Below are 12665 nucleotides of genomic sequence, written 5' to 3'. Positions count from 1 at the left end.
CCTGTTTCAGCGAACAAACCCCATGAACAGACAGCGCCGCCCGCCTCGGAGGAGGCGGGCGGCGCTGTCTGTTGGTGCGGTGTTTCAGTCCGGTGGAATCCGGATCAGGAGGCGGTGCGGCGGCTCTTCAGCTCGCTCAACCGCTCGTTGAGGATCTCTTCGAGCTCCTCGATCGAACGACGCTCGAGAAGCATGTCCCAGTGGGTACGCGGCGGCTTGACGGCCTTGCCCTCGGGGACGGATCCGTCGATCAGCATCGACGAGAGGCCATGCATCCGGCAGTCCCAGACTGCGGGGACTTCGGCGTCATCGGCCATCGGGACGGTGAATTCGTGATCGCGGGGACAGCGGTAGGTCGCCGTACGACGGGGCGCGAGATCGTGGTTACGATCCGCCTCGTAGCTTGTCGAACCGAGACGGCTGCCGCGCAGGACACGGTCGGCCATGATGTTCCTTTCCTGCTGCTTGTACGTGCTGCCGCGCATGATGTACCGCGCGGCGCTTGCCGGTATGACGCCGACAACGAGCCAGATCGGCTCCCTACCGGTGGGTAACGCTGAACAGCGGTGGTTCGTTCCCGCGACGCGGTTGGCTGGGTGTTATAAGTGTCTACCGCTCAAACGACCTTGTCGGATGACTGAACTTTCCCACCTCAGGCCCTGAACAGGCGGTGTTGACAACAGTGGGACGCACGAATCACCCGAAGGTGACGCAGTCCGGCGAAAAAACTACAGAGAGCGCCGTTGACAGCTCAAGTACCCACGTCCGCCGATCTCATGCACGCCGAACGGCGACCTTGTGATATCAGGTCAACGCGGGTCGGCGAGGGCTGGTTGCCGGGCATCGTCGGGACCCAGCTGACCGGAACGGTGGTGGATCCGGCAGAGCACCTGATAGCGGGCGACAGCGTTGTCGCCCGACCGGGTGTCAGCCACCATCACGGTGGCTCCCTCGCGGGCGATGCGGCCGTCGAGCACCCGCGCGTTGAACCGGCCGATGCGACCGCACCAGCACAGCACCTCCACCTGCAGCGGGGCCACCTCGTCAGCCAGTTCGAACAACCGGGCCGATCCCGGGAACAGCCGGCCGCGGAAGTCGGTGGCGATACCGAAGGCATAGACGTCGATCTGCACCTCGTCGGCCAGAACGGCCAGCTGATCGATCTGTTCCGGCGTGAAGAACTGGGCTTCGTCGACGATCAGGTAGTCGACCCGGGTTCCGCGTGACCACTGCTGCGTCACGAGCTCCCGGATGTCCTGGTCGTCGGAGACCTCGATGGCGGCGCTGCTGATGCCGATCCTCGAGCTGATCGTCGCCGGGCCGGAACGGTCCAGTCGGGTCAGCAGCAGTCCGACCCGCCCCTGCCGGGAGTGGTTGTAGTGCAGTTGCAGCGCCAGGGTGGATTTTCCGCAGTCCATCGGACCGTGGAAGAACTTGACCGCACCACCGGCGAAGCGACCCCGACCGGATCCGGCAGCCGGCACCGCCGACAACGCCGAGTCCCCGTCCGCCGGGTCGGCGTGCCGGTCAGCATGGCGGGCGGCTCCAGGGTCCGTTCTGTGCATTCCGCGCACTGTATCGCCGCTGGTGGCGGCTCACTGCCAAGCGTCCCGCTCGATCAGCACCGCACGCAGGATGTCGGGGCGGTCGGTCATGATGCCGTCCACACCGAGGTCGAGCAGTCGGTGCATCTCGGCCGCATCGTCGATCGTCCAGACGTGCACCTCCAGCCCCGCCGCGTGAGCCGCCGTCAGGAACCGAGGCGTGACGATGGGCACCCGGCGGTAGATCATCGGCACCTGCGCGGCGACCGCGGTCGTCGAGAACTGGCGGCGGACGACGCCCGCCCGGTACAGCCGGAAGGTCTCGGCCGGCCCGAGCGCCCAGGCCGTGCCCGGCCCGACCGCGGTGCGCAGCGCGGCGAGCCGGCGATCGGAGAACGACACCACGCAGACCCGGTCAGCCGCGCCCAGCCGGTGGATCAGCTCGGCCAGCGGCCCGACGGCGGCATCGGACTTCGCGTCGATGTTGAAGTGTGCGTCCGGCAGCGCCTCCAGCAGATCGGCGAGCCGCGGGATCGGCTCCCGGCCGCCCACCCGCGCCGCTCCGACCTCGCTCCACGGCAACGCCGCCAGCGACCCGGAGGCGTCCGTCACCCGGTCAAGGCGCGCGTCGTGGAAGACCACCAGTTCGCCGTCGGCGGTGGCCCGCACGTCGGTCTCCAGGTGGCGGTAGCCCTCGTCGTGAGCCCGCTGGAACGCCGCCAGGGTGTTCTCCAGACCCGCGAGATCATCGATGTGCCAACCCCGGTGGGCGAACGCCCGGGGCGGGCTGCCGACGAGGTAGGCGCTCACGGCAGGAGTGTGGCACGACGGAGCCGACGGTCCGCGCTGCGCCTGTCGGCGAGCCGGGACGTCCGCGGCGCACCGCTGACGGTCCTGTTGCCCTGCCTCCGGTATGTCGTCACGGTGACGGACGGCTGCTCGCATACGGTCGGGCGATGTCCTCATCCGCCGTTGGCTCCGACCTCCGCACGATGACCGTCGAGCGGGGCCCGGCACCCGCGCAGGGTCGTCGGGCGCGGTCCGGTCCGGTGCGCTGCCTGTGGTGCGGCCGCGAGTTGCCGGCCACCAGCGGGGTGGGGCGCCGGCGGAGGTACTGCGCCCAGGCGTGCCGGCAGCGTGCCTACGAGAACCGCAATGCGCTCGAGCGCGGGGCGATCCCGCCCGACGCCGTCGTCCTGACCCAGCAGGAACGGGACGACCTCGCCGACCGGCTGTACCAGGTGCGGTGTGCCGCCGAGGACGTCGCCACGGCGCTGGCCGAGTCGGCCGGTGCGGCCGAGCTCGCGCCGCTGGTGTCGGAGATGGTGGCCGCCGCCCGCTCGGCGGAGCGGATCCGCTGAGACGTCCGTTCCGGCCTAACCCTCAAGTAGAGCTTGAGGTGATCACTGTGGTCCGGTCGAGCCGGCTGGCGCTCTTCGGCTACCGTTGACGCCGTGGCTGGGCGCCGTATCCCCGGGCCTCACAGATACACAGCCTTCGTGGACCACCGCGGTCGCAAGACCGGTCCGGAGCCACGTCGGACAGTCGCCCCGAGGCGACTCGGCGTCCAGTCACTCCATCCGGCCGTGCACCAAGTTGTTCGCTCGCCCACCGGACCGTCGCCGGCCGTGCGGTGTCAGCCCCGCGGGCTGCTCTCCAGGTAGGTCAACACGGCCAGCACCCGGCGGTTGTCGTCTTCGCTCTGCTCGAGGCCGAGCTTGCCGAAGATCGATGCGGTGTGTTTCCCCACCGCCTTCTCCGTGACGAACATCTTGGCGGCGATCGCCGCGTTCGAACGGCCCTCGGCCATGTGCGAGAGCACCTCACGTTCGCGGGGGGTCAGCAAGGCCACCGGCGAGCTGTCCTGGTGACGGGAGAGCAGCTGGCTGATCACCTCCGGGTCCATCGCTGTGCCGCCGGCAGCCACCCGCCGGATGGCGTCGACGAACTGCGTCACGTCCGAGATCCGGTCCTTGAGCAGGTAGCCGACGCCGCCGGTGCCCTGCGAGAGAAGTTCGCGTGCGTACAGCTGCTCGACGTACTGGCTGACCACCAGCACCGGGAGCCCGGGGATCTCCGCACGCGCTGCCAGCGCGGCCCGCAATCCCTCGTCGGTGAACGTCGGTGGCAACCGGACGTCGACGACGGCGACATCCGGCCGGTGCAGGGTCAACGCCCGCAACAGCGACGGGCCGTTGTCCACCGCCTCCACCACGTCGAAGTCATAGGCGGTGAGCAGCCGGATCATGCCGTCCCGGAGCAGCGCGAGATCCTCGGCCAGAACCACTCGCACGTCGGTGACCTTTCCCTGCTGTCCGGAACCGGTGTCAGGCCGGCGCGGCCGCCTTCAGCGTGCACGGCACCTTCATCGTGACGATGGTCGGCCCGCCCAGCGGGCTGGCCAGCGAGAGCGTTCCGTCGAAGGCCGCGAGCCTGCGTTCGATGCCGATCAAACCACCCTCCGGGCTCAACTCCGCGCCGCCGACGCCGTCGTCACCGACCATCACCGTCAGCACCGCCCCGTCGTGCCGTAGCCACACCCAGGAGTTCTGCGCGGCGGCGTGCTTCGCCGAGTTGGTCAGCGCCTCCGCAACAGCGAAGTAAACCGCGGATTCGACCGGTGCGGAAGGCCGGCCGTCGATGTCGGCATCGACCTCCACAGCTCGGGGATGGGCCAGGGCCAGCGCCGCGATCCCGCCGGTCAGACCGCGGTCGGCGAGAACCGGCGGGTGGATGCCGCGCACCAGGGACCGCAGTTCCGACAGCGCGGTGGTGGAGGAGGCGCGGGCCTCGGCGATCAGTGCCGTCGCGGCCGCCGGATCCTTCTCGACCAGTTCCTGTGCCAGTCCGAGGTTCATGCCCAGCGCGACGAGCTGGGCTTGCGCACCGTCGTGCAGGTCCCGTTCGATCCGGCGCAGTTCGGCAGCGGAGTGGTCGACCGTGCTGGCCCGGGAGGACTCGAGCTCGCCGATCCGTTCCTGGAGCCGGCCGTCCTGCGGGCCGACCAGCATGCGGGTGGTGGCAGCGTCGGTGCGCAGCAGCAGTGGTGATCCCCACCAGCCCAGCGGCAGGAACGGGAACGCGATGAGCGCAGCCAGTTGGAGCGCGAACCCGATGCTCTGCACCTCGAGCAGCCACGCGAGTTCCCGCCAGGTGTTCCGGTCGCCGAGCCGGAACCGCAGGGCGTCCAAGAGGCCCAGCCGGCCCGATGGCCCGGGCGGGTCGGCGATCTCGACCCCCAGCACCTGGCCCGCCAGCCTGCGGTGCACTCGTGCGAAGGCCCGGAGGAAGGCCAGGCAGGCGAGAAGGAGCGGGATGCCGATCCAGATGATCATCAGCGCGATGGACGCGATCAGCACGCCGAAGAGAACGAACCCGGCGATGCGCAGACCGAGCAATGCGAAGGCAATACCCAGCAACGCCCACCGGGACGCGGGTGGTGGTTGGGCACTGAGGGTCTCGGTCATGCCTTCATCTTGGCCGCGGCCGGCACGCAGCGGAGTAGGGATAACCCCCGGATCGGTAGGGGTGGGAACCTCCGCCGGCACCCGTCGCAGGCTCATCTGCCGACCGCACCGGCACGCAGGGTCAGCAGGCTGATCTCGCTGGGCGCGAACACCCGGAACGGTGGCCCCCAGAACCCGGCACCTCTGCTGACGTACAGCTGGGTGCGTGGTCCGTGCCGCGAAACACCCTGCAGCACACCTTGTTCTGCACGCACGATGAGCTGGAACGGCCAGATCTGACCGCCGTGGGTGTGCCCGGACACCTGCAGGTCGACGCCCGCCTCGATCGCCTGACGGACCTGCTTGGGCTGGTGGGCGATCAGCAGCACGGGGACGCCCGGGGGGATGTCGCGCAGTGCGGCCGGCAGGTCCGGCCGATGTCCGGCCACTCCCGAGCCCCCGGCGGTGAGGTCGTCGATCCCGGCGATCGCCAGTTGGTCACCGCCCCGCTCGACCGTCACGTGGCGGTTGTGCAGCACTGTCCAGCCGAGGTCCGCCATGTGCTGCACCCACTCCGCCGCGCCGGAGAAGTATTCGTGGTTGCCGGTGATGTACACCCGCTCGAGGACCGGGACCACCCCGGCCAGCGGGGCCACCTGCGCACGACGCCGGTCGACCGAGCCGTCGGCCAGGTCGCCGGCATGCACGACGACATCCGCCCGCAGGTCGTTGACCGCCGCGACCAGTCGCGCGGACCAGCGGGACCGATCGATCGGGCCGTAGTGGGTGTCGGCGATCACCGCGACGGTCAGTCCGTCCAACCCTGCACCGAGCCGGTCGAGGACCACCTCGGTCCGCCGGATCCGTGGCACCTTCATCGCCTGCCGGAATCCCCAGCAGCTGAGCAGGGTGACCACCGCGAGTACGCCCAGAGCGACGGCGCGCTGACGTCCCGGTGCCCCGACTCCGGCGACCCACAGGACCAAGCCGACCAGTTCGCCGATGACCGTCCAGCTGAAGAGCTGCCAGACGATGCCGAGCCAGCCGTCACCCGCCGCGGCGAGACCGTCGCGGTGACGCCGACCGTGCCCGGCCACCATCGCGACCGGGAAGGCGATCAGCGCAACCACGGCGAGCGCGGAACCGGCGAGGGTGACCGGCAACGGCCAGTCGGGGGCGATCACCAGCCGCCACCACGGAACACCGTGCAGCAACAACAGAACCAGCACGGCGACGGCGATGAAGACCGCCGGCGGGCCGCGCCGGGCGGTGGACCGTCGCTCCGCCGCAGATTCGGCCGGCGCTGTCATGGTGTCGAGCCGACCGGGCTCCGCCGGTCGGCAGGGGCGGGCTCGGCGATCTCGGCAGGCACCGTTCCCGGGGTGGGCGGGGCGTTGATGGTCTCGACGTCCGCCCGCAGGCGTTCCTCAAGGCGCGCGACGTCGTCCACGAACAGCGCCGCCGCCCAGAGTGTTCTGGCCCGCGCGGCAACGGCCGGACGCCCGAGGGCCGCCGCGTCCCGGCGCAGGGCCCGCAGGTACTGCTGTTCGACGGTTGCGTCGGTATCCGCCGGCAGCGCATCGGCGGTACGGCTCAACACGTCGGCGAGGCCGCGGTACCAGCCGGCCGCCTCCGTCGCCGACACGGCAATGTCGGCGCCTGCGTTCTGCAGGGTGCCGGCGGCGGGGGAGTGGGCCGGGATCGCCCCGTCGCGTTCGTCCCCGGCCGCCGGCGGGTCGTCCGACGGGCCAGCGGCCGTGACGGACGGAAACGTCAGCGGCACCGACGGAAGTGGGTCCGTCATCCCGGCCACCGCTTCGGCGGCGAGCCGGACCCGGACCGCCCCGTTGGTCAGTGCGGTGAGCTCGGCGACGGGCACCGACTTGGTGCCTCGCTCGAACAGGTACTCGCGGAGCACATCGTCCAGTCGCAGACTCGCCGACCTGGCATCGGCAATCGTTCGGCCAAGCACGGCGGAATCCCCGCCGGCCCGCCCGGTCAGCCGGTCGACGGCTGCCTCGAGCGCATCGGCCGACCGTCGGTAGTGGTCGCACAGCGCGGCCCGGATCTGCGCGGCGGCCCCCCGCGGCCAGAGCAGGATGCCGGACACCGTGCCGGCCAGGCAGCCGAGGGCGACGTCCTCGATACGGACCAGTCCGACCGACCAGCCGACCGGCTCGATGATGTTGAACAGCACCACCACCATCACGGTGAACGCTGCCTGCCCGGCGATGAACGAGACGGCTTCGGGCAGGTAACCCGCGATCAACACGGACACCGGCAGCAGCACCCACAGGTGCCAGGGCGTGGTGCCGACCGCCAGCATGATGACGGCGCCGACGACGAATCCGGCGAGCGTGCCGACCAGGGCCCGCAGCGCCGTGGAGCCGGTGGTCAGCGCGGTCGTGCGCAGCACGGACATCGCGCCGAGCACCACCCAGAATCCGTGCTGGATCTGGGTGATCTCAGCCAGGAAGACCGCGAACGCCAGCCCCAGCGCACCGCGCAGGCTGTTCTGGAACCACACCGATCGCCGGGTGATGTGACCCGCCGCGATTCGGTGGGCCGCGGCAACCGGGCCGTCGAGGGTGCCGGGGAGCCGCCGGCCGAGCAGCCGGTCCAGCAACGGTCGTGCGTCGGCCGCCGCAGAGACGGCGACGGTCGACCCCGCCAGCAGCGTCGTGTAGGCCAGTTCGTGGGCAACCGCCGGTCGCAGCGACGTGTCGTCGGCGCCCGCCGGCACCGCCGCGGGGTCCGAGCCGGCCGGAGATCCCTGCCGGGCGCCGTCTGCGACGACCTCGAGGAACACGCTGACCCGCGCCCGGTGCTGTTCCAGTTCCCGGATTGCGCCCGCCAGCACCTGTCTGGCCTGAGGACTCGGACGGCTGTCCGCCGCCGCCTGTACCTGCCCGCTGGCGGTGAGGACCGCGGCGCACGACCCGACCAGCTCCACGGTGTGGCTGGGCCAGTGGCGCCGCGAGCCGGCGGGAATCCGCAGCGCCACCGAGTGCAACCACTCCAGGCGGTCGGTGAGCTGCATGAGCACCCGGCTGCCGGAGGTCAGGCCGACCGGCCGGCAGGTGGTGCTCCGGAACTGGCGGCGCAACGCGATGATCGCCTGCTGCGCACCTGTATCCGCCCCCGGCGCGTCGGTGTCGCCGTTCACCCGAGCCGTCAACTGTGCGGCCAACGCGGCGCAGGCTTCCGCGCCGCGGCGGCGGAGCTTCTGGTGGTCCGCCGGTGGCCACACCAGGATGGCAACGGGAACGGCCATGGCGGCGGCGAGGAACCAGCCGCCGAGCCGGAACACCATGTCCGTCGCGGTCCCCGGCACGGTGACCGGGAGGATGAAGGTGAGCAGCGCCGCCCGCGTGGCCCCGGCGGCCGCAGCGCTGAGCACGCCGGCGAACAGGATGACGAAACCGGCGACCGCCATGCCCACCACCGCCAGCCATGGCGTGTTCGATGCGAGGGTGCCCAGGCAGATCAACACGGCGCCGACGAGCACCAGCCCGATGTAGGCGCCGAGCCGGGCGGAGCGGCCGCCGGGGAAATCCGCGAACAACAGCAGCGCGACTCCGCCGAAGCTGGCGAACAAGGTCAACTGGCCGTTGCCCAGGTAGCTGCCGATAGCGACCCCGATGGTGACGACGACCGCGACCTTGACCGCCTTGCGCAGCGCGTACCAATCCGGGTCGTGCCGACGCATCCAGCCGATGATCGGGTCCGACATGTTCACCTACCGCTCAGCAGGCTGATCCCCGGGTTGACCGGATCGCCGGAATCTATCAGCCACCCCCGACACCGCGGCCGATGTCGGGCGCCGCCAGGTTCTTCTCAGGTCGCTCGCCGGCCACCCGCATCACGGAGAAGCAGTCCGGCGTCACCGAACTCGTGCCACAGGTAGTGCTCCGCGACGGCCGCGTCATAGGCGCGTTGGGTCAGTTCGGTCCCGGCGACCGCCTCGACCAGCAACAGATGGGACGCCTCCGGATCGTGCCACCCGGTGATCAGACCGTCGACGATCCTGACCCCCCGCCGCGGCTCGATCACGAGATTCGTCCATCCCGCTGCCGCCGCGATCGTCCCGTCATCGGCCGTGGCGCTTTCCAGCGCCCGGGTCACCGTGGTGCCGACGGCGATCACCCGGCCGCCCGCACGGCGGGCGGTGGTGACCGCCCACGCCGTCGAGGCCGGTACCCGGAACCATTCCGACTGCGGCGCTTCGCCGGCGTCCTGCGAGGACACGCCGGTGTGCAGGGTGATGGGCAGCAGCGAGATGCCGGCAGCGATCAGCCCGGTCACCAGGTCGGCGGTGAACGGCCTTGCCGCGCTGGGCATCTCCGCACTGCCGGGTTCGGACGCGAAGACCGTCTGGTAGTCGGCGAGCGGGAACCGCTGCCGCAGATAGCCGTAGGCGATCGGGCGACCCCAGCGGTGCAGGTACGGCAGGACGGGTCCGGTGCCGGTGATCCGGGCGCGCCAGAGCCGATTGCCGACGCCGGTGGGACTCGAGCGCTGACCGCTGTGTGGCGCGAGGAGGCGCAGCGTGGCACCGCCGGGCAGCCGGACCAGCTCGCCCCGGTCGGCGTCCAGCACCTGGGTCGAGGCATCGGGGGCGCCGCGCAACTCGACGATCCAGCGGCCGTCACGCAGGTCCGTCGCCAGATGCACGATCACCGGCCGGCCGCCGCGCCGGGTGCCGTCGAGTTGCGCCGGCAGCGTCGCGGAGTTGTTGATGACCACCACGTCACCGGGGCGGAGGTGGTCCCGCAGTGCGCTGAAAACGGTGTGCTCGATGGCGTTGTCGGTGGCGACCAGGAGTCTGACGCCGTCCCGTCCCAGGCCGCGGTGTTCGGGCGGTGCCGTTGCGGTCCGGTCCGTTGCCTGGGGGAAGACGGTGGACGGGGTCGCCAGGGCCGTGCTCACCGGCCGGCCGCCGCAACGGACGGGGCCGAATCGATCCGGGACGGGTCATCCGGGTTTGCCCGCATGAAGTCCGCCGCGCGATACCTCCCGCTCGGTGGTCGCCGGTCGAGCAATGCGAGCAGCGCGGTCACCACGTCGGCGGGGTCGGTCCGGTCGCTGATGTCCTCGCCGCGGAATGCCGCCTGCTGCAGGTCGGTGCGCATGTCCCCGGGATCGACGGCGTACCAGCTGGTCTCGGGATTCTCCACGGCCAGGGTGAGGGTCAGGTGATCGAGCGCTGCCTTGCTCGCCCCGTACGCGCCCCACCGCGGGTAGTGCTCGACGGCCGCGTCCGAGGAGATGTTGAGCACCGCGCCGTTCGCCGTGCGCAGCAACGGCAGCAACGCGGTGCTCAGCGCCACAGGGCCGGTGACGTTGACCGCGAAGACCTCGTCGATGGCAGCGGGGGAGAGGCCGGTGACCGGCAGCAGCGGCGTCGGGCCGAGGATACTGGCGTTGTTCACCAGAAGGTCGAGCGACCCGCGGGTCGCAGCGGCGGCAGCCACGTCGCGCCGGTGGGCCGCGTCCGCGACGTCGCCGGCCACCGCCGTGACCCGACCCGCGCCGGACAGGTCTGTGCCGGACAGGTCTGTGCCGGACAGGTCGCCGCCGGACAGCTCCCGCGCGACGGCGGCGAGCCGGTCCGCCCTGCGGCCGGTGATGATGAGGTCCCAACCTCTCTCGGCCAGTACAGCCGCGAGTGCCTTGCCGAGTCCGGCCGATCCGCCGGTGATGACTGCGCTTGGCATGGAATGCCTTTCGTCGATGGAGTTCACACCGTTGTCCGTGTCCATCCTGAAAGTTGAAGTCAACTTGAAGTCAAGCTAGCTTTGCCGGCATGCCGCCGAAGACGATGCTCACCGTTGCGGACGTGGCTGCGCGCAGCGGTTTCGCGCCGTCGGCGCTGCGGTACTACGAGCGCGAGCAGCTGATCGTTGCCGCACGCACTTCCGGCAACCAGCGGCGTTACGAACGAATCGTGTTGCGGCGGTTGGCCTTCATCAGGGCGGCCCGCAACGTCGGCCTCACTCTCGACGAGATCAGGGCCGAGCTTGCCCACCTGCCCGTCGACCGTGCCCCGACAACCTCCGATTGGCGGCGCATCTCCAAGGACTGGCGGGATCGGCTGAACGAGCGGATCGCTGCGATCGAGGCGTTGCGCGACCGGCTCGACTCCTGCATCGGCTGCGGCTGCCTGTCGCTCAAGGTGTGTGCGCTCTACAACCCCGACGACCGGCTGGCCGGCCAGGTGCAGCCACCGGGCGCGGCGCTGCTCCCGGCGCTGCTCCGGCGGCCGGTCGGTGCGGAGGCAACACCGATGTCGCCGGGCGTGCCGTAGCCGCGCCCGGGCTCCGCCCCCTCGGATGCACGATGTGGCGCACGTCACCTGAGTACACGGAAGATGCCTGCGCCACCGCCGGTTGTACAGACTGACGGTCCCCGGTACATGCCCCGGGCTCCACCCCTTTAGTCGCCAAGAGCGACCACGTGCCGAGAGGCGCACTGTCCGGGGATCGTCCGCCATGGTCGCCCGATGCCTCCCGCGTCGGGCGGCCTTCTTGGTTTCTTGGGGTGCTTGTGGGTGCGCTGTCGGGGCGGTGCGCAACGATGCACCGGTGACCCTCGCCGCGAAGGACGCCCGCCGGTTGCGCCGGCTGCGGCTCACCGCCCAACGAATCGGCGGTTCCGGGTTGTCCGGCCCGGCAGAGGTGGTCCGCTGGATGCTCGCCCTGCAGGCGCAGGACCTCCCCGGAGCGAAGTGGTCGGTCGGTCTGCGCACGCCCGGTTCGACCCTGGCGGACGTGGACGACGCTCTCGGTCGCGGCGAGATCATCCGTTCCTGGCCGATGCGCGGGACGCTGCACCTGGTTCCGGCGGACGACATCGGCTGGATGCTCGAGTTGACCGCACCCAGGACGCTCCGTGCGTTGACCTCCCGGCACCGCGAGTTGGGCATCGACGAAGCGGCGATTGGAGCCGCGGCCGACGTTGCGGCTTCCCTGCTGGCGGGTGGCGGTTCGGCCGGCCGTGCCGACATCCTGACCGCGTTCGAGGAAGCGGGTGTCAGCACGGCCGGCCAGCGCGGCATTCATCTGTTGGGCGCACTGCACCAGAAGCGACTGCTCTGCCAGGGTCCGATGCGCGGTGCCGAGCAGCTCTTTGTGCTGCTCGACGAGTGGGTGCCCCGGCCGCGCCGATTACACGGCGACGAGGCGCTGGGGGAGTTCGTCGGTCGGTATCTCGCCGGACATGGTCCCGCGACGATCGCCGACTTCTGCTGGTGGACAAAGCTTCCCGTCAAGGACGCGAGGGCCGGGCTGGCCGCGACAGAGGTACCGCTCGAAGAGTTGGTGATCGATGGGGTGACCTACTGGATGGCGCCAGGACTCGAGGAACGGCCCGCCGGGTCGGTCGCGGCACTGCCCGGCTTCGACGAATTGCTGCTCGGCTATCGGGACCGGTCGGCCAACCTGCCCGAGGCGTATGCGGGCGCCATCGTTCCCGGCAACAACGGGATGTTCCTGTCCACGATCGTGTCGGACGGTCGGGTCGTCGGCACCTGGCGACGCCGCAAGACCGCGGCCGGTGTGACCGTGACGCCGTCTTCGCTGGAGCCGCTGTCGGCACGAGTGCTCGCCCGGTTCGCCGACGCGGTCGACCGGTACGGCCGATTCCTCGGCGTACCGGTCACCGTGTCCGGTTGAAC

12 protein-coding genes are annotated in these 12665 nt (G+C 70.7%); 3 read left to right on the top strand and 9 right to left on the bottom strand.

The window, feature by feature from the left end:
• Positions 1–104: 104 nt before the first annotated feature.
• The 3 genes from ACVBEQ_RS23220 to ACVBEQ_RS23210 all read right to left on the bottom strand — a co-directional run bounded on the left by ACVBEQ_RS23220 (position 105) and on the right by ACVBEQ_RS23210 (position 2354).
• Entirely contained in the window at positions 105–446 is a 342-nt protein-coding gene (locus ACVBEQ_RS23220) for an RNA polymerase-binding protein RbpA (RefSeq protein ID WP_447155773.1), read from the bottom strand.
• A gap of 363 nt (positions 447–809) precedes the next feature.
• Complete coding sequence (locus ACVBEQ_RS23215) at positions 810–1565, bottom strand: thymidine kinase (RefSeq protein WP_447155767.1); 756 nt, start codon at positions 1563–1565, stop codon at positions 810–812.
• A gap of 30 nt (positions 1566–1595) precedes the next feature.
• Positions 1596–2354, bottom strand: coding sequence for a glycerophosphodiester phosphodiesterase family protein (locus ACVBEQ_RS23210; protein ID WP_447155766.1), 759 nt, complete (start codon positions 2352–2354; stop codon positions 1596–1598).
• Between the two features lie 182 nt (positions 2355–2536).
• On the opposite strand from ACVBEQ_RS23210, the gene ACVBEQ_RS23205 reads away from it, so the two are divergent.
• The gene (locus ACVBEQ_RS23205; RefSeq protein ID WP_447155772.1) at positions 2537–2905 is read left to right on the top strand and encodes a hypothetical protein; all 369 of its coding nucleotides are present in this window, start codon (positions 2537–2539) and stop codon (positions 2903–2905) included.
• Positions 2906–3180: 275 nt separating this feature from the next.
• On the opposite strand, the gene ACVBEQ_RS23200 is transcribed toward ACVBEQ_RS23205, so the two are convergent.
• The 6 genes from ACVBEQ_RS23200 to ACVBEQ_RS23175 all read right to left on the bottom strand — a co-directional run bounded on the left by ACVBEQ_RS23200 (position 3181) and on the right by ACVBEQ_RS23175 (position 10752).
• A complete protein-coding gene (locus tag ACVBEQ_RS23200; protein WP_447155765.1) occupies positions 3181–3837 on the bottom strand; it encodes a LuxR C-terminal-related transcriptional regulator in 657 nt (218 codons plus the stop codon).
• A gap of 34 nt (positions 3838–3871) precedes the next feature.
• Positions 3872–5011 (bottom strand): sensor histidine kinase, encoded by a 1140-nt coding sequence (locus ACVBEQ_RS23195; protein WP_447155764.1) that lies wholly within the window; start codon positions 5009–5011, stop codon positions 3872–3874.
• A gap of 92 nt (positions 5012–5103) precedes the next feature.
• Positions 5104–6300, bottom strand: coding sequence for a metallophosphoesterase (locus tag ACVBEQ_RS23190; protein ID WP_447155763.1), 1197 nt, complete (start codon positions 6298–6300; stop codon positions 5104–5106).
• Positions 6297–8723, bottom strand: coding sequence for an FUSC family protein (locus ACVBEQ_RS23185; protein ID WP_447155762.1), 2427 nt, complete (start codon positions 8721–8723; stop codon positions 6297–6299). The genes ACVBEQ_RS23190 and ACVBEQ_RS23185 overlap by 4 nt, the downstream gene beginning before the upstream one ends.
• Before the next feature lie 104 nt (positions 8724–8827).
• Positions 8828–9919: an S-adenosylmethionine:tRNA ribosyltransferase-isomerase gene (locus ACVBEQ_RS23180; RefSeq protein WP_447155761.1), complete on the bottom strand. Its 1092-nt coding sequence runs from the start codon at positions 9917–9919 to the stop codon at positions 8828–8830.
• Positions 9916–10752, bottom strand: a complete 837-nt coding sequence (locus tag ACVBEQ_RS23175; protein ID WP_473163201.1) for an SDR family NAD(P)-dependent oxidoreductase — start codon at positions 10750–10752, stop codon at positions 9916–9918. Before ACVBEQ_RS23175 ends, ACVBEQ_RS23180 begins: the two co-directional genes overlap by 4 nt.
• A 44-nt stretch (positions 10753–10796) precedes the next feature.
• On the opposite strand from ACVBEQ_RS23175, the gene soxR reads away from it, so the two are divergent.
• Together soxR and ACVBEQ_RS23165 are read left to right on the top strand one after the other, a co-directional pair.
• Positions 10797–11297, top strand: a complete 501-nt coding sequence (gene soxR, locus ACVBEQ_RS23170) for a redox-sensitive transcriptional activator SoxR (RefSeq protein ID WP_447155759.1) — start codon at positions 10797–10799, stop codon at positions 11295–11297.
• A 277-nt stretch (positions 11298–11574) separates the two neighbouring features.
• On the top strand, positions 11575–12663 hold the full coding sequence (locus ACVBEQ_RS23165) for a winged helix DNA-binding domain-containing protein (RefSeq protein ID WP_447155758.1): 1089 nt from the start codon (positions 11575–11577) through the stop codon (positions 12661–12663).
• Positions 12664–12665 lie beyond the last annotated feature (2 nt).

The sequence above is a fragment of the Nakamurella sp. GG22 genome, assembly GCF_052976845.2.
The sequence above is the reverse complement of the archived record's forward strand: the minus strand, read 5'-3'. Positions and strand labels throughout refer to the sequence as shown.